This is a genomic window from Chryseobacterium shigense (assembly GCF_014207845.1).
In the GTDB taxonomy this organism is placed as follows: Bacteria; Bacteroidota; Bacteroidia; order Flavobacteriales; family Weeksellaceae; genus Chryseobacterium; species Chryseobacterium shigense_A.
Window position 1 is genome coordinate 1 of the sequence record NZ_JACHLC010000008.1, and the last position, 18682, is coordinate 18682.

Annotated in this window: 13 protein-coding genes; all 13 read right to left on the reverse strand. The window is 37.8% G+C overall.

Annotated elements, in window-relative coordinates; all coding sequences use genetic code 11:
• Positions 1-409 precede the first annotated feature (409 nt).
• Positions 410-928, reverse strand: coding sequence for a hypothetical protein (locus tag HNP36_RS18450; RefSeq protein WP_184167301.1), 519 nt, complete (start codon positions 926-928; stop codon positions 410-412).
• A gap of 11 nt (positions 929-939) precedes the next feature.
• Positions 940-1464: a hypothetical protein gene (locus HNP36_RS18455; RefSeq protein WP_228456440.1), complete on the reverse strand. Its 525-nt coding sequence runs from the start codon at positions 1462-1464 to the stop codon at positions 940-942.
• Positions 1461-4217, reverse strand: coding sequence for a hypothetical protein (locus HNP36_RS18460; protein ID WP_184167304.1), 2757 nt, complete (start codon positions 4215-4217; stop codon positions 1461-1463). The genes HNP36_RS18455 and HNP36_RS18460 overlap by 4 nt, the downstream gene beginning before the upstream one ends.
• Positions 4210-5010, reverse strand: a complete 801-nt coding sequence (locus tag HNP36_RS18465; RefSeq protein WP_184167306.1) for a WxL protein host-binding domain-containing protein — start codon at positions 5008-5010, stop codon at positions 4210-4212. Before HNP36_RS18465 ends, HNP36_RS18460 begins: the two co-directional genes overlap by 8 nt.
• 103 nt (positions 5011-5113) lie before the next feature.
• The gene (locus tag HNP36_RS18470) at positions 5114-5692 is read right to left on the reverse strand and encodes a hypothetical protein (RefSeq protein WP_184167309.1); all 579 of its coding nucleotides are present in this window, start codon (positions 5690-5692) and stop codon (positions 5114-5116) included.
• A 222-nt stretch (positions 5693-5914) separates the two neighbouring features.
• Positions 5915-8257: a phosphocholine-specific phospholipase C gene (locus HNP36_RS18475; RefSeq protein ID WP_184167312.1), complete on the reverse strand. Its 2343-nt coding sequence runs from the start codon at positions 8255-8257 to the stop codon at positions 5915-5917.
• Positions 8258-8338: 81 nt separating this feature from the next.
• Complete coding sequence (locus HNP36_RS18480) at positions 8339-9874, reverse strand: SusD/RagB family nutrient-binding outer membrane lipoprotein (RefSeq protein WP_184167315.1); 1536 nt, start codon at positions 9872-9874, stop codon at positions 8339-8341.
• 18 nt (positions 9875-9892) lie between these two features.
• The gene (locus tag HNP36_RS18485; RefSeq protein WP_184167318.1) at positions 9893-13039 is read right to left on the reverse strand and encodes a SusC/RagA family TonB-linked outer membrane protein; all 3147 of its coding nucleotides are present in this window, start codon (positions 13037-13039) and stop codon (positions 9893-9895) included.
• A gap of 391 nt (positions 13040-13430) precedes the next feature.
• Positions 13431-15035: a hypothetical protein gene (locus tag HNP36_RS18490; protein WP_184167321.1), complete on the reverse strand. Its 1605-nt coding sequence runs from the start codon at positions 15033-15035 to the stop codon at positions 13431-13433.
• A gap of 116 nt (positions 15036-15151) precedes the next feature.
• A complete protein-coding gene (locus tag HNP36_RS18495) occupies positions 15152-15940 on the reverse strand; it encodes an SDR family oxidoreductase (protein WP_184167324.1) in 789 nt (262 codons plus the stop codon).
• 243 nt (positions 15941-16183) lie between these two features.
• The gene (locus HNP36_RS18500) at positions 16184-16858 is read right to left on the reverse strand and encodes a hypothetical protein (protein ID WP_184167327.1); all 675 of its coding nucleotides are present in this window, start codon (positions 16856-16858) and stop codon (positions 16184-16186) included.
• A gap of 10 nt (positions 16859-16868) precedes the next feature.
• Positions 16869-17363, reverse strand: a complete 495-nt coding sequence (locus HNP36_RS18505; protein WP_184167330.1) for a hypothetical protein — start codon at positions 17361-17363, stop codon at positions 16869-16871.
• A gap of 21 nt (positions 17364-17384) precedes the next feature.
• Positions 17385-18605 carry a 3-phosphoshikimate 1-carboxyvinyltransferase gene (locus HNP36_RS18510; RefSeq protein WP_184167333.1) on the reverse strand — a complete coding sequence of 407 codons (1221 nt, stop codon included), beginning with the start codon at positions 18603-18605 and terminating at the stop codon, positions 17385-17387.
• Positions 18606-18682 lie beyond the last annotated feature (77 nt).

An 18682-nucleotide genomic window follows, 5' to 3' on the forward strand; every position in this document is an offset into this window, starting at 1 on the left:
CCACCAGCTCCGATGGTACTGCGAAAGCGGGAGAGTAGGTCGCCGCCAGTTTTTATTAAAAGTCTCATACAACACTGTTGTATGAGACTTTTTTTGTTTGGAGACTTACTCCATATTTATAAGCTATATTCATCCATAATCCATAAATATAGATCATACCTAAGATTGAATGATCCATCGGAAATACCGCTATATGCATTATACATTATTACATTATTTTTGTCATAAGCCATAAGCCATAAGCCATAAGCCATAAGCCGGGAGCTCCGTAGGAGCGATCTGTTAATAGCATAAGATTATCATTCCTTGCTGTTCTTATCCACCAGCATCTGTGGAAATCCGTGGAATCTGTGGTTCAAATGAAAAACACTCACCTATAACCCATCACTCATAATTAATTCACTAACGATTAATTACTCACAGTAAATACTATTTTACTATTATAAGTTGCTGCAGGAATCGTTACAGATACTCCGCTTAGCTGATATTGTATATTAATCCCACTATAAGACGTAACGGATAAGATTGTGGATATTCTGAATAATTCAAGAGCAGTTTGGGTTACCGTCTGATAAGCAGTTCCCCCTGATATAGTACATCCTACACATAAAGTGGTTCCGTTGCTTGTTCTCTTTGCTGATAAAACTAAGGAATTGTTCCAGGTAGGATTAGGTTCATAATGAACATACACTTTTACACTTCCAAGTAATGCGGGTAAACCCACATTGAGAATAGTCTGATTAGTTGCACTGGCATAAGTCCCTGCATAATTACTTCCCGCTTCTGTAATACTGGGAATACTTGCAGTCCAGTTCGTTCCTGAGACTGCTACCGACTGTGCTTTGTAATAACAGTTAAGCATGATAAAAATAAAACAGATATATTTTGTCAAAAGTTTTTTATCGGGAATAATACTGATACATTTCATTTCTTTTTAATTTATTCGGTAATAGTATAGGTAATGATAACAGGTGTATTTGTTCTGGCCGAAAGGTTGGCATAAGAATTTACAGCAAGACTGATGGTAAGTCTATGTCCGTTATTGGCTCCCGTCCCTGTAAAAGCACCTCCTATTCCTGTAATAATGGTTGCTGCCGTTGTTGATAAGGTAACAATCCCGGATGGTGTACCTAATGTTCCTCCACCGGCTCCGGAGGCAGCAGCAGCCTGTATATTTATATTAACACCGGGAATGGTCTGATTAATAGATGCTGTAACCCTTCTCGTAAGACCTCCGGAAGCAATTGCGGAAGTATAATTAACCCATTTTGTAGTATTGGCTGCGGGAGTGGTTAAAGCTTGTCCCGCTTCTGTGGGAGCAGTAAAATTCAGTGTGAAAGTTCCTGTTGGCTCTATATCCAATAATGTGACAATGGGAAGTGTCACAGCGATAAGTGTCTGTGAGAAGATTGGGGCAGACATCAGACAAAAAATCAGACATATGAGATGCTCTTTAAATTTCATTTTTTCTTTTTTACTTCGTTATATCCTACCTTTATCGTTTCCTGCTGATATTTGATTTCACTTTGCTGCTTAACAATATGAATAGCCATGCTCTGTATTTGGGAAGGCTTGATACTGAACTGAAATGAATCTGCCGCTATTTTATACTTTTTATCCAGACCGTTTCTATACAGCTTAACTTTCCATTCTCCCGGGCGCAGGTAAGTAAAATCGAATGTTTCACCGATAAATACTATTTTCCGGTAAGTCTGTTCACCATCTGACACTTCAATAATGATGCTTTGTCTTTTCTTTTTTTCTGTTTTAGGCTGAAACTGTGCAAAGCTGTATTGATTTTTGTCTTCATCTTCAGAAAGCAGGATGATTCCTTTAATCGTTGATGCAGTTGTTAACCCGAAATTGAAAACATTCTCTTTATTGATAAGATGTAATGATGCAGGTAAGGAAATATTGGGAATATCATTAATTTCTGTCGTAGAACGGTCTATCTCCAAAAAATAATCTCCCGGGACAATATTCTTGAACAGGTAATTTCCATCCTTATCCGTTACAGATAAGTTGCTGCCAAGCATTAATCTGATCCCTTCCGTCTTTTTTACACCCAGATTACTGATGTTTCCTGAAAGAGAAGTATAATCGGCAGTCTTTTGTACAGGTACATTGAGACGGAGTGTATAACGCAGCGAAAATATAAAATCCTTATTACCCAGTTCACCACGCTGTAATGAATATCTTCCGGATAAATAGAGATCGCTGCCCGGAAAAAGCTGCTGATGATATAAAACTTCAAAAAGATTCCTGTCTCTGAAATATTCCTCGGGTACGTAATTATTCTGGTAAAAGAGACTCAGGCTGTTCTTATCAGAAAACCTGCTGAAGATTCTGGCTCCGTAATAAATTTGCTTTTCATTCTGCATCTGATATCTTGAAGTGACGGCATAGCTCGCATAAATATTAAAAGACGTTTTGAACTTTTCAAAGGCAATATTGGCAGTATAAAAACTGGAATTTCCGTTAAATCCGCTCAGGTAATTATTTGTTTTTCCAAACTGCCCCTGCAGGTTTACCTGAAACATTCCTATCTGCTGGTCAACACTTACTTTAAAATACCGTTCATAATAATCAAACTGTTTAGGTTCCAGGCGGTCCTGATATTTCTGGAATCCATTGTATAATGTAACCATGCCGTTTCGCAGATATTTGTACTGTATTCCGTATTGGAGAAAACTTCTGTAGGGAGCTGCCAGAAATAAAGTATCCCTTTGGAAATTTCTGGCGTCCTGTACATAATTGGCAAATACACTGATCTTTCTGGAAAGGGTATACTGAAGATTTCCGTTAAACGTACTGGTATTGGTAAAATATCCTGCAAAGTGCGGGCTTGCTCTCATATACATAATATTACCGTTAAGCCTTTCAAAAGTGGCCTGAGCCTGGGCCATATAAGCGGTTCCGTCCATTTCTTTATTTTTACTGTACGCAGCTTCACCGGAAATAGTTATATTTTTTGAAAGTTTAAATTTTCCGGCTGTGTAAGGAAGGTGCGTTTCAGAATACAGCCTTACATTTCCAAAATTAATTTCTCCTTTCCTCGGAATTTTATAAAGATATCCTGCGGTGATTTCAGATTCTTTGCGGATTTTAAAGGTGGAATAAACATTAAACTCATCCTTGATATCCCTGAAAAATCGCGGATGATTGTAAAACCCTCCCAGGCTGATCTTTTTTAAATCATAACGGACTTCCGCTCCACGGCCATACCTTGCAAATTCCGTTAAGTAAGAAGCAGAATACATCTTATCCCCAAAATGAACAAAAAAATTATCCCTTTTATAATTAATGAAATATTCTTCATATTGGGTAAAAGAATTGAATTCAACAGGATTGGCTGACACGGCGTGAAATTCTATCTGGTTTTTATTTTCTTTATCCAGGCTTCCTTTCCCGTAAATTTCTCCCTGAAAACCATCATTGTAAACCCCCATGTTCTTCATTCCGATAAATGATAGAGATGCCGAAACAGGTAACCTGTGGTAAATATCATCTTCTACAGGCTTTACTGATATTACTTTTATACTAACGTAAGCAGTCTGGTTTTCTTTTGGATTATCCGGAGAATAAACAGAAAGGTTGAGATTCTGAAACTCATTTTGCCCAAGCTCCGGACTGGTAATTTTATAGATATCAATTATTTTTGACTCGTTCGGTGCTAAGGTTATAATAGCATCATTGTCTACTACGGCATTTTTACTTTCAAGAATCAGTTTTTCACTTATATTTCCGTTGTTTTTCAAAAGAAAAGATGCCCGGATTGTTTCACCTGCCCGGATAAACTCCGGTGAATTTAATGCGGTCAGGCTAAGTTTTCTGTTTCCGGAAATTGTTATCTGTGAGGTTTTTGTAAAAATTATTCCGTCATTCTGGTCCGCTGCATGAAGAATAACAGAATACTGGCCCTGTACAGCTTCTGCCGCAATACGAACGGGAACAATATAAACTGTTTTTTCACCAGCTGCTATTTTAAATTCTCCTTTTGCTAAAATAGGTGCAATGAAAGGGCTTGAAGCGGTAACTGTCATATCGTAAACTCTGTCTTCCGCTGAAATATTTTCTAAAGAAAAGGAAATAGAAGTAGACATTCCCGGCATAAGACTATCTTTTTTGCCGGCCGGTTTACTGGACAGCTGTTGAGAAAAAGTTTGTGCCGGGAATAGTGATAAAAGGACAATATATAAAATCCAGTTTTTAATCATTCTTTATTTCTAATTCCACATTGAGTGCAAATGCATTGTCTTCCTCATCCGTAGCTATAAGTACGGCCTTGTATTGGTCTGCCGGAATTTTGCTGATATCAATATAAAATGATTTGGAGGTCTGCGGTAATAATCCCATTGCAATGCTTGTATAGCTTCCAATACGTTCTCCGGTTTTTCTGTTATAAATTTCAATAGTTACTGTTGGTTTACAATACAGATTACCGCTGTTGGCTATCGCAATTTTTGCGGTTTGCTTTCCGTCTTCTTTTTCTATTTTTACACTTTCAAATTTTAGATCAGGTTTTGCCTTTTCCGGTTCATAATCGGTAATGACCTGAATAGCATAGCGTATCACAGAAGTGATATTCACTCCTATTTTATCATTACTTGGCTTAATATCTTCTACAGGCTCAACAATGATGACACTCCAGTAACTTCCGGGATCGGCGGGCTGATCGGGAACTGTAATTTCATAGAATACTTCGGTTTTTTCCTTTGCCTTCAATGTAATCAGGTTTGTATTAAGCCTGATCCAGTCACCATTAGTTCTGTTATTCGTGTGTATAGTGGTGTAGTTTATGGACCCGTCAGCCTTATAGATGAAGTCCTGTAAAAATAATTTTACGGTCTGAGGAGTGCTGCCTGTATTTTCAATACCGATTTTTCCTTTATACACTTTTCCGTTTTCCACTTTGTAAGTATGGGTAAGACCGTTTAGAACAACAATACCCGCATGCAAAAAACTAAACTGCAGCATCAGAAACATCAAAAGGAAAATGCGCTTTATCATAATTATGTAAAGTTTGAAAATTAAATTATAGACAATATAAAACCGGGAAGAAACTGATAGATAATTTCTTCCTGTTTTATCTTAAATTGAAAACTTGGTTAGGCTAGTTGTCTGAGATCGTATAGGTAACTGTTGCTACAGTAGTGGCTGTTGCCTGTAGATCTGCATACACGGCTACGCCTCCGGGGCCGCTTCCTGCTGCCAGTGCATAGGTAAGGTTATGACCGTTATTGGCTCCGTTTCCTGTGAAGGCACTTCCAATCCCTGAAATAATGGTCTGATCTGCTGCACTTAGTGTAAGCTGTGCTGCCGGTGTGCCCAATGTACCTCCTCCACTGCCTGTAGCGGCGGCAGCTGTTACATGGATGTCAACTCCCGGAATAAGCGCATTTACTTTTACAGATACATTACGGGTAGGGTCTGCTACCGATTTAATAGACGAATAATTCAGCCAAAGCGTATTGTTGGATGTGGTTGGTGTAATAGGATTACCCGCTTCTGTTGGAGCTGTAAAACCTAACGTAATGTTTTTTGTGGCAGCAGGTTCAATATCTACCAACGCAACTTCGGGAATAGAAATTGTGACAGTGTGATTGTCCGTATTAGTGTCTTGTGCTTGTAAGCTACCGGAAAATGCGGCTGTAATTAAGCATACCGCAAGGCTTAGGTTCGATTTTTTCATGATGCTTGTTAATTAGTTAGGTGAATTTAATAAAAATCAACGATAAATGATAATAAAATTATGTTTTTTAATTATTATTAATTATTCATTTACAATATTACTTTATGTATTAAGATATATGCATGAAAATTATATAAAATTGTGATATCAATCTATGATTTTAATCATAATGAAAGCCCTGCATCATTTGTGCAGGGCTCTCATTTTTGTTATTTGTCGGGTTTATGCCCAGTGAGGATCCGAAATAGAAACTTTTCCGGTCTCAATTCTTCCTGCAAAATGCCAGATATGATCGTCAAGTATGACTTTTAGATCATACCAACCTTTATTTTTGCTGAGATCAACAGTTATTTTTTCTTCTGCATGATGTAAAGAGACTGTCTTTTTATTTTTCCCATAAAGATCTTCTACAATAACAGACGCATTTCCTTTTTTCTTTTTAAAAATTAATTGGGCCTCATTTTTTGAATTGTTATTGATGAAGAGTACTTCTGTTTCAGAAACATTGTTTCCGCTGAATTTTCTGAAAAAACCATTAGGTCCGAAAACTTCATAATCATATTTTCCGGGATTTACAATATGTGAGAGTTCCTGTTTTGAGTACAAAGCATAAGAGAAATGATAATTCCCATTGTTAAATTGTGTTCTGTCATAAATCAACAACGGAATACCGGTTTCTTTTAAATTCGTCATTCTGATCTTTCCGTTTTCCAGATTCACATGATAATGATAAGGAAGCGGATGGGAAGGTTTGGTTCCTCTTTCCTGAATTTCCAGAAGACTGTCGCTGATTTCATTTTCCGAATACCATTTCAGGTCCGGAACAGGTTTGCTTTTGGCTGCATTGATGGTTTTGGCATAATCTTTCTGATCAAGATAATCCATCTGGGGAGCTTTTGTGCCGGAAGAATTAAAAGCAGAAGTCAGATCACCGCATACTGCTCTTCTCCAGTCACTGATATTGTCAACCTTAACATTTTTGCCGTATTTTTTCTGAATAAATTTCTCCAGGAATTGTAGAACAGAAGTATGGTCCGAAACTTCGGAGTTTACAAAACCACCCTTTGTCCAGGGTGATGCAATGATCATCGGAACCCTGTATCCCAGTCCAACAGTACCTTCTATTCTTTCATGATCTTTTAATGGAAGAGAAGACATATATTCCTGGGATTTGTCTACATATTCCACACCTTCTTTGCTGTTCATATCAATCGGCTGGCTTGGATTCAGCGGAGGGGCAAAAGGAAGAACATGATCAAAATATCCGTCATTTTCATCATAATTGATAATGAAAATAGTTTTTTTCCACATCTCAGGATCTTTGGTCAGAATGTTTAAAACTTCTGAAATGTACCATGCTCCATACCACGGCGATCCGGGATGATCCGAAAAATGCTCGGGAGCTACCAGCCATGAAACCAGCGGAAGCTTTTTTTCTTCCACATCTTTCCGGAATTGGAAGAGTATATCTCCTTTCGGGACCACCAGCCTTTCTCCGGTTTCATCATTCCCGATTTCAAGATTCCAATAATCGGGATCGTTAATATTAGTGGTAAAGGCTTTTTCGTGAAGGTTTCTTTCCTGCTGTGAAAGTCTGGAATAATTTTCAGGAGTATATTTTCTCTGATCTTCTTCAAGCTCAGCAATCATCGCTTCAAGTCTTTTCTGCTGATCAGGATTTTTTCCGACCTCTTCTTTCAGGTAAGCAATAATTTTAGGAATATTCTGATGATAACCTTTTGCAAATTTGACATTGAATTTTGAAAACCATTCAATGGGATTGTCTGTAAAATTACTCAGCCAGGCTTCCTGCTCACCGGACATCCCTTTTGGAAGACTGATCTCGTTCTGATATATTTTCCATGAAACATGCTGTTCTTCTAAAATTTCGGGAAAGGTTTTCCAGTGTGCCTGTCTTGCTTTATCATAATCAATATTTTCATTGTAGATGTTGGCTTTTACTTTTCCGTTTTGCTGCTCTCTAAGTGTTCCCGACCAGTGAAAAAGCCTGTTCGGAGTTGTTCCCGTAAGCGAAGAGCAGAAATATTGGTCAAATATTGTGAATGCATCCGCCAGCTGATAATAAAAAGGGAGATCTTCCCGGTTATAGTAGCCTAACGTAAGCGGGATATTTTTATAATCTTTATTCCCGGAAGCCTTAAACTGAAGCCACTTGTCGTATTTTCTTTTGTTTAAAGCTTTCTGCTGATCCGCCCATGAATGTGGCAGAGAGCTCATCCATGTAGATTTTGTATTTCTGAGATCTAATCTGGCAGGTGAAGCATATTTGCCCGTGTCATCTTTTTGAAAAAAAACGGAATGGCCGTCTTCTTTAACGAAAGCTCTTTTATCAAGAAAACCCCTTACTCCTTTTAATGCTCCGAAAGCATGGTCGAAAGAACGGTTTTCCTGCATCAGGATCACAACATGTTCTGCATCATAAAAGGTAGAAAGTGCTGCAGGTTCAATGGCCAGTGCTTTTAAAATAGCTGGGTGAAGAACGCTTGAAGTTCCCAGCCCGGCCAGCAAAAGACTTGATTTTTCTAAAAATTCTCTTCTGTTCATGTTCAGTCTAAATTAGAAATAAACCGCAAGTTAATTGGATTTTCCTGCGGTTTACCTGTTTTTTATATAAATATTTATGCATTATTGAAGCCACCACGGTTTGGAATTGATATTGTCGTTTCCTCCGTACTGAGCAGTTAGTGCAGCTTTCAGATTGGTGCTGTTATAGTTATACTCAGCTTGCGGATATCTGAATCTTAATGGTGCAGAAACTCCCGCCTGTAAAGGGTAATTAGGATATCCAGTTCTTAAATAATCGTAATAAGAAGTCCACTGGCTCTGGTGGAACATTGTCATGTATTTCTGGGTCATGATTTTTTCTAAACGAGACTGAAGCGGATCGGCATCATTATAAACTACCAACGGAGCTGCCAAATACTGGTTCACATTGAACCCTGAAAAATATTGTCCCGAATTTTTGACATAAGTCTGATAAAAACTGAAACTTGCTTTTATGGCATTGTCGTAATGCGTTTTAGCTGATCCGGAAATCCATCCTCTGGCTGCTGCTTCGGCCAGAATAAACTCCAGCTCCGAATAGCTCAAAACTGAAGATGGCTCATTGGTGGGATCTTTATAAAAACGGTCATTTACTTTAGAAATATTCTTTGCGGTGATTAAAGCTGCGTTATCGGAATAGGAAGAGGTTGGATTACCACCATTATATCCTGTAAAATCTGTAACAGGTTTTCCTGCTTCTTTGGCAGCTGTAGTCTGTGCTGCAAAAGTGAAAAGGCGAGGATCCTGTCTGGCTTTGAAAAAGTTGATAAAATAATCAGCCATATATAAGCTTGATCCGTAACCGCTGTTGTTAAACATGGTATATCTGCTGTCTGCTGCATCTGCAAATTTAAGTTCTCCGTTATCTGAAATAGAGGTCATTAAAGGCTGGTTGGCTGCAATAGAAGCGAACTCAGTCGCTATATTATAGCTTCCCAGCGTAGTTTTTTTAGACATAGTGATTAAGATTTTCAGACGGAAAGAGTTGATCAGCTTTTTCCATTTTGAAGCATCGCCGTTGTAGATGATATCACCTTCAATTTTATCATTGGAATTAATCAGGTCATTGGCTTCCTTCAGTTCAGATAAAATTCCTGCCATTACTGTTTCCTGGCTGTCGTATTTAGGTTGGGTAATTCCGGATTCGCCTTTGGCAGCTTCTGTGTATGGAATGCTTCCGAATTTTAAGCTTAAATTAAAGAAATAATAGGCTCTGTAGAATTTACCGATGGCGCTGTAATTTTTATTGTTGATTTTCTCGGCTTCCTGCATCATTTTTACCGTGTTCAGAATGCCTTTTGTGTATACTTCGAAGGAAGCATCATTCCATTTCATGTACTGATAGGTATTTTCTCCGTCGGTACCGATCATCATTCTTGAGGCATACATATTATCGCCATTTACCTGAAAAGCATCTTTTGAAACATACGTTAAAAGAACTTTGGGATCTACGCTGGCCTGATCATTAGGATTTTCGTTGATCTTATCAAGATCCGTTTCGCAGGAAGACAGGATAAGAAGTCCTGCAAAGACAACCGATTTTATAACGGATCTTTTCAGCCATTTAACTTTTTTACCGTTTTGCTTTTTTGCTGCAACATTTATATTGTTTTTCATTGTTCAGGTGCTTGTTAATTAAAATTTTAGATTAAAGCCGATTCCTATCCATCTGCTGGAAGGGTCCTGGATATCATTGTCATCTCTTTTCTTAAGCTGATAATCCGGATCGGAATAAAGATTTTTAGACTTTTTCCACATGGCAAGGTTATATGCTGAAATATTGGCTGTGAAATTTTTGATCATTCCTTTCGGATTAAGGAGATAGGAGAAATCATATTCCAGTACCACAGATCTCAATTTGATGAAAGTTCTGTCGAAAACATTCGCAAACAATTCACTTTCATCTTCCGTTACCCTTGCCTGGTAAGGATAATTCTGTGCCCAGTCCTGAAAACTGATCGGTTTTGTATGTGGAGTATAAGTTCCGGTAGCTGCATTGTAATTCACACCGTCCGGTACGAAATAATACGTTCCCGGATTGGCATATTCAAGGTCTCTGTAGGCGGTTGAGTTCGGGTGTTTTCCGCCCCACCACATTTTTTCTACGACCTGTGATCTCATAACACCGCCTATGCTTCCGTCAATTCCAATGTTTAAGGAGAATTTTTTATACTTAAATGTATTATTAAAGCCGAAAGTCCAGTCCGGGTTGAAGTGACCTAAATTGCTTGGTGCATCCGCTCTTGTAGGCATTCCTGTAGCGGCATTTAGAATTACTTTTCCATCAGGGGATTTCTTCCAGATATAATCGTAGAAGCTGTCCATTCTTTCACCGAGCTTGATATTGTTGTAGTTTGGCATATCATCATAAATAGAGGTGAGTTTCTGCTCATAAGTGCTCCAGTTGATCAGGGATCTCCATGTAAAATTGGCTGTTTTTACAGGAATCAGTCCTAAAGAGATTTCCAGGCCTTTTGTCGTATATTCATTCCCGTTTACATATTGCGAAGTAAAACCTGATGAAGGTGCTGCCGGGAATTCAAGGATGTTGTTATAGTCTAATGTTCTGAAATAGGTAACGTCTAAAGTAACCCTGTTCTTGAATAATCCTGCACTTAATCCCAATTCATAAGATTTTGTCTGTTCAGGTTTTAAAGAATTTTCAACATTGAGGATGGTAGGATAGTTGAACATCGGGTTTCCGTTAAAAGTGGCCCCTTTATTATTCAGATAGTAATTCCTTATTGAATAGGGCTGGAAATCATAAGCCACCTTCGCCCACGAAGCTGAAAGTTTTAAAAGATTAACGGCTTCCGGCATTTTCACCAGATTAGAAATAACAGTACTTACCGATGCGGAAGGATAAAAGTAAGACCTGTTGGCTTTCGGAAGGGTAGATGACCAGTCATTACGTCCTGAAATGTTGATGAAAAAAGCATTGTACAATCCAATATCAATGGTTGAGTAGGCACTGTAAATCAGTTTTTCCTTAAGGTAATCATAATACTTTACAGCACCGGTTGAGTTTTCCAGTGTGTATAGTTCAGGAATTTTCAGTCCGTCTGTGGATGCATTGTCGATATTGTTTTTATAATAAAATGTTGATCCTCCGGCATTGATTGTGAAATCAAAATTATCAGATATTTTTTTCTTGTAAGTAGCTAAGATATCAGAATTGAGATTCCATGTTTTGGTATCATTCAGAAGATAGCCGCCACTTCTCGGAGCGCTGTAATTGAAATAAGAATAAGGGCTTAATATTTCCTGCTTATTGTGGTTTTCGACAATTGATATCTTACCTTTTACCGAGAAATCTTCAGTTGCTTTATATTCCAGGCCGGTTTGTGCATTGATAACGTTGGTCCTGTTTTTATTTTTATAATATTCAGCTCCAAACCACGGGTTATTATACCATGCATAATTCCAGTTAGCCTGTGCGGTACCTTCTTTCCCGGGAATCCACATATGGTTTTTAAGGTCTCTTCCGTCCACATCAGCTCCCATCCAGATCAGGATGGTATACATATGTCCGCTTGGGTTGTAGTCGTAGTTGGGAATATTAGGCGTGAAGGTTTGATTGAAATTGAATTTGGTATCAAAAGTTAATTTTTCTCCCAAACGGTTTTCAGAAGAGAAATTGATGCCGTAACGCTGTAGGTAAGAACCCGGAATCCTGTCGTCATAATTCATGAAATTCCCGGAGAGCCTGTAGATGTCCTTATTGTTTTTATAGCTTACTGCGAAACTGTTATTGTTGATTACCGCAGGCTTTAAAAATGTATCTAAGTTATCATGATATTTCCAGTCGATTGGTACTCTTTCGTATCTTGATTTGTCATTGTACAGCGTTCCTGATACCGCTCCATACCAGGGAATTACCTGTCCAGTCAGTTTATCCCTGATTGGGCTGTTCCATTGGGCAATTTTCAATCCGGGAACAAATTTCGGCCCCCAGATCATATCACCATCATTTACACCGCCGTCGGCTCCGTCCCAGAATTCGTATTTTCCATGAGATCCGTTTCCGTACTCGTTCTGTGTTTTGGGAAGATTGGTGAATCCTGCTGTTACCATCGTATTTTGTGAAAATTCTACGGAGAAACCTTTTTTCCTAGCACTTTTCGTTGTGATCAGAACAGCTCCGTATCTTCCTCTTGAACCATATAGTGCGGAGGCGGTTGCCCCTTTCAAAACATTGATATTTTCAATATTATTGGGATCAAGATTCTGGAATACTTCTTTTTCCACGATCACACCATCGATCACAAAAACAAGATTGGAATTTCCTCTTAATGTAAACTGTGGTGCCTGCTGCATTCCTGTAGGATTAGAAACATTAAGTCCGGCCACCTGTCCTGAAAATAAATTTCCTATACTTGGGGTGGTGATGGTTTCAAACTGTTTGGTACCTACTTCCTGGGTAGCGTAGCCTATCTTTTCTTTCTTTTTGGCAATGCCTAAAGCGGTAATAACAATTCCTTCAATTTGTTTTTCATTAGCTTTTTTCAAAACAACAGAGTACTGCCTTTTGGAAGAAACTTCTACAGAATACATTGTGAAATCCTGAGCATGAAATTCAAGGATGTCTTTCGGATTGGCGGAGATGGTAAAATTACCGCTTTCATCGGTCATGGCAGTTTTTCCGGTATTTTTGTCGGTAATGCTTACTCCAGGCATACCGGAGCCGTTTTCGGATTTTACATTTCCGGAAATGTTGATTTCTTGGGCAGTAAGGTAAAGGGGGAGTAAAAAAACAGCAAAAGTAGCTAAAGTCTTCTTCATTTTTTTGAGGACAAATTTAGACAGCTGCTGTTACCTGAATTTTAATGGGGTATTACAATAAAAATACTTTTTACTGTTTTTTGGCAAGTATATTTAACATAATAATAAAACTGAAAAGGTTGCTGTATTTTAATATTTGTGTTTATTATACTCTCCAAAAGAATGTTTTTCCATAGGCAGGCTAGGTGTTTTTTTAACGCAAAGTTTGAAACTAGTACTTTATACTTTAAGAATGCAAAGTAAAAAATCAATTGAAATTGATTTGATGAAGCGTGTGGATAATACGTCCGCTTATTCAGTGACGTAACATACTCTTTATATCGGAGATATAATATGGAAATTTTACGTTAAAAAAACTATTTAAAATTATTTAAACAAAAAAGTATCCTCCCTAAAATCTACTTAAAATACCCCAATGGATCTTGATGTCATTGAATTTAAAAGGATTCCCGAACTCATTACCATTTGACAGCTGGAAGCTCATGAGGCCGATTGGTATAAAGAAATTAAACCCAAGTCCTACACTGTAAAGTTTAGGCTTTACGTTCAAAGATTTGTTGTTGAGCTGCCCGTACTGTCCGAAGAAGTCAAAAAATGCCTGACTTCCAATGAGATACCGGTATTCCAATCCTGCGTAATAATAGAAATCGGCGGCCAGGGATTTCTCATTGAAACCCCGCATGGAATTCCAGCCCCCGAAACGGTATAATTCATTCGCGGAGAATTCAACCTTGGAATCCATCATAGCTCCTTCTGCTTTTATATTGAGAAAATGATTTCCGGAAATATGATAATTATGCTCACCGAAGAAGTAAAACTGATTCTGGTTAGCCTTGATATTATCTTTCGTATAAGTCGTTGTCAGGTAATCATAGCCGGCATTGATCCTTGTTTTATAAAGGAAAAGATCAATATCTGTAGGTTCCGTCATTTCATACCAGATTCCAAGACCTTTTTTGTTATAATCTTTACCCTGAACGTACAATGTATCTATAATGCTGGAAGATTCCAGTGTTCCCCTGAGCCCGATTTTGTTTCGGGAATTGATATGATAATAGAAGGCAGGAAGGAATTTTACATTCGCAAAGGTAGAATCCTGTCTGAAAATATTGACTTTCAGGTTCATACCTACATTAGATTTCAAAAGATACGGGATATCAGTCTGAAGGTCAAAAGTCTGCCCTTTGTCAGGGTTTCTCTGCCAGTAAAGATTTACTGTTTCAAAACCGTTGAATATATTCCTGAAATTAACGTTCAGGGTTCCGTTCAGTGTGAATTTCTCTGTTTTATCATTTCCAAAACCAATTACCCCGTCAAACGTATTCGTCTTTTTCTTTTCCATAAACAGGTAAATGCTCGTGGAATCTTTGGTGAATAAAGTCTGGGGCGGGCGTTCCAGGGCAACGAAAGCGTGACTTTGGAAATTTTTGCTGATGGCCAAAAGGTTTTTGTCGTCATACGTTTTTCCTTTGAATTCCTTTTCCAGATTTTTCATAAACCTTTTGGGAACCCTTTCGTAGCCTTTTACCACAAAATTGTCAATCGTCCGTTTATCATTTTTGTTGATATCCAGTTCTATGACGGGATAGCCGTTTTTCTGGCCTTTGTATTTAGATTTCAGACGGCTGAAAGAATAACCGTCATCAATATATCTTTTGCTGATGCTTTTCTTTGTTGAATCTAAATTTTTAGTAAAAAAATCCTTCTGAACCTTTAATTTAAGCGCAATAGAATCGGAAAGATCTACATAGGTTTCATTAAAGTTTTTTCCTTTGTCGTAGAAGATTTCTGTACTGTCGCCCTTTATTTTTACATCTTTCAGTTTGGTGAAGAAATAATTATTTTGTGACAAAGAATCCAGAAATTTTACCGCAGAAACAGAATCTTTGACTTTTTTCCGGACATTGGTTTCCGTATCAATAAGCCAATACTGCTTCTTCTGCGCTTGTACAAAAACGCAGAACAGGACAAAAAATATTTTCAGAAATAACTTCAATACTCAATTTATTTAAACCGCTAATAAAAAAGCGAGGATCACTTAATCATTCTTAACAGCTTAGTATATCTTAACGGTTCAAATGTATATTTAAATAATTTTTTAAATAACTGAAATTAATCCAGTTTATTATACTTTTTCATCAGATTTTCATAGGTTCCCTGTGGAAGGATCCATTTCAGCGGAACTCCGATCTTCTGCCCGAATTTACCAAAATAATAATGGGCCTTCCATTTATTTTTATTCAAAAGGTTTTCAACGTAAGTGGCCACTTCCAAAGGTTCGGTTCCATCGCCCACATGGGAGTTCATCAATGCATATACTTTGTCAAATATATTTTTGTACGGCTCAGAAACCTTTGTTTTTACCCTGTTCTCTGCAATATTTGTTTTGATATCGCCAAGATGTAACGAGCAAACATCGATATTCCAGGGATATACTTCATATCTCATAGCTTCAGTTACCTTATCCAAAGCAGATTTGGAAGCAGAATAGAAACCACGGAAAGGAAGTCCCATTTCACTTCCGATACTTGAAATATTAATGATCTTCCCGAATTTATTTTCCCGCATTTTCGGGAGAACGGCACTCATCATCTGAACAGCGCCCACAAGATTCAGGTTGAACAGCTTTAAAATATCTTCCTTCGTAGAATCTTCCACGGCACCTACCATTCCCATTCCCGCATTGTTGATCAGGACATCAATTCCTGATTCTGTTTTTAAAACTTCACTGATGGCATTCTGAACAGCGGTATTATCAGTAATATCTGTCGGAATAGATCTGAAATATTGACTTTCCGTATGTTTCCGGCTTAAGCCATATACTTTATGGCCTTTTTTTCCGAAATATTCAGCCAGTACAAAACCTATTCCTGATGAGGTTCCGGTGATGATGATAGTCATTGGGTTGTTTATAATTTTAAACTTTATTGTTTCTCCGGCAGCTGTATCTCAGCACAAACCGTATTTTCAGCAAATGTAAAAAAAGAAACAGGAACTCTATTATTTATTATGGAACTTGTTTACACTTTTGTTTTCTGAACCTGTAAATAAAAATAGTATTTATAAATTGTGGATAACTCTGTGGATAAGTAGGTAAGTGAAAAATAAGCGAGGCTTTAGTTATATGTATTATATTTCTGATAATCAATAACTAAAATCTTTATTTGAACCGGGTATTTTAAATTTGTTTTCCCCAATCCTGAAATTGTTCATTTTAATTAACGCCTTAAAAGGATGGATAAATTCTTTGTGGACATTTTTTGGAATCTCTCTTTCTTCCTCATCACACGAAGAATGTTCTTCATCAATAATTCCTTTTCCTGTTGAAAAATTGATCTCATTCAGGTAATTGAAATCGCAGGTATCCTCAAATCTGTCATGCGAACCGATGAGGTAGAAATCACCATTTTGAAACCTGAACGTATGTTTATAAGTCTGTGTATGCCTCGAATTGGTATTAAATATCTGCGTAACAGAAAGACTGTTGTTTTTGATAGATATTTCAGGCGGCGCATTATCTTCCGGGTAAAATCCTGTTCCGCTTGAAAGAAGAAACGTTTTGTTCTCTTTCCAGACTTTCTGCTTTCCGTCTATTGTTTTCAGGATGAATAATGACCTCGGAAAATCATCACGGTCATTCAGAATAGTTTTTTTATCTGTATTGAAAATAATTACTGTTTCGTCTTTTCCATCTTTATCCAGATCGCCTTTGGCTTCTGCAATTTTTTTATATCCTTTGGGGACGGAGAAATCTTTCAGGTTTTGAGCCCGAAAATGGACAATTAAAAGTAAAGCGGAAAAACAAAAAAGATTTTTCATCGAAGATACTTTAAAAGGTTAAGCCAATATCCTCTTTCTGAATCATCCCGGTATCTTCAAGATTACAGATACAACCTTCAACTGTTTTATAATTCCCTGGAATGCGTGTTTCTTTACCTTTGCTGTCGGTAATAATAATTCCGGCAGCAAATTTTTCACCTTCGGCAAAGTAAGTTCTGAACAGCAGGTACTGGTATCCGTTGTTTGTAAATGAGAGATTATCCACTTCCATTCCTGCATTCTGCTTTCCGCCGCCTCTGAGATAAGAATTGTATTGGAATTTTTTCCAGCTTTCTTTTGTCCTTTCATTCGGAAATTCCATTTCGACATGATCTTTGCTTCCGAACCTGTACTGGATATATTCGTTCTTTTTATCTTTAACCAAAGCCATGATTTTCCCGTTACTTGTTTTAAATGAAAAAACGGTTTCTTCATTAGGCAGCAGGTACTGTGCCAGGGAAAACATAGGGATAATCAGGCAAAAAAGAAGTAAATACTTTCTCATTACGTTGGGATTTTCAGGATTTTATATCATTATCTCACTCAGATCCTTCCAGAACATCGGGTAAGATTTTTCCACTACATCTTCCTCTTCAATGGTAATTTCTTTAATAAGGCAGAACGGGGCAAAGCTCATTGCCATCCTGTGATCCTGGTAGGTTGAGATGGAAATATTTTCTTCCGGTTCCCCGAAACTCACAGATTTAATGGTAAGGTCGGTGATCTCCGTTTCAGTACCCAGCTTTTTCAGCTCGTTGTATAAAGCCTGGAGTCTGTCGGTTTCTTTCACTCTTAAAGTTCCCAGTCCGGAAATTTCAAAAGGAATTTTTAATGCTGCTGCAGTTACACACAGGGTTTGTGCAATATCCGGGCAGTTATTCATATCCAGGACTATTTTTTCCGGGAAAATAAAATCAGGTTCCGGCTGAAGTGTAACTTTATGCTCGCTTTCAGTGAAGACCGTATGGATACCGAAAAAATCTTTGTAAATTTTGGCGATGGCGGAATCTCCCTGGGTAGATTCTTTATAAAAGCTTTTCAGATGAATGGTTTCTCTTCCTAACGCACAAATCGAGTAGAAGTACGAAGCCGAGCTCCAGTCACTTTCCACTTCATAATTCACTATTGGTGATTCACCATTTATATTAAACGGTTCTACTTTAATGGTATTTCCTTCAAAGCTGTTATTTATTCCGAATCTTGTCAGGATATCCAGCGTCATTTCTATATATGATCTTGAGGTAACTTCACCAACCAGATTAATTTCCATTCCGTTTTCCAGTTTCCCGGCAATCAGAAGAAGAGAAGTGATGAACTGGCTTGATATGTTAGCCGGAACGTTAACCTGCTTTTGAGTGATTTTCTTTCCTGTGATTTTTAAAGGCGGAAAGCCTTCGTTTTCCAGATATTCAATTTCAACACCAAGGTCTTTTAATGCATTGACAAGGTTTTTAATGGGCCTTTCCTTCATTCTTTTGGATCCGGTAAGAACAGTTGTTTTTCCTTCGGCTATTGAATAATAAGAGGTAAGAAACCGCATAGCTGTTCCTGCGTGGTGAATGTCTACGGTGTCTGTGTTTTCAGACAGTGCTTTTTTCAACAGCTGGGTGTCCTGGGAATTGGATAGATTCCCGATATGTATATTGTTGAATAAACTTTCCAAAATCAACAAACGATTCGAAATACTTTTCGAACCGCTGATCTGAACCGTTTTATCTGATATTAATTTTGATTTTTCTAACTTCATTATTTCTTCTGTTTAAAAGACATCAGATGCCAGATCTCATACCTTTTGTAATCTGATATTGCTGCCTGTCATCTGAT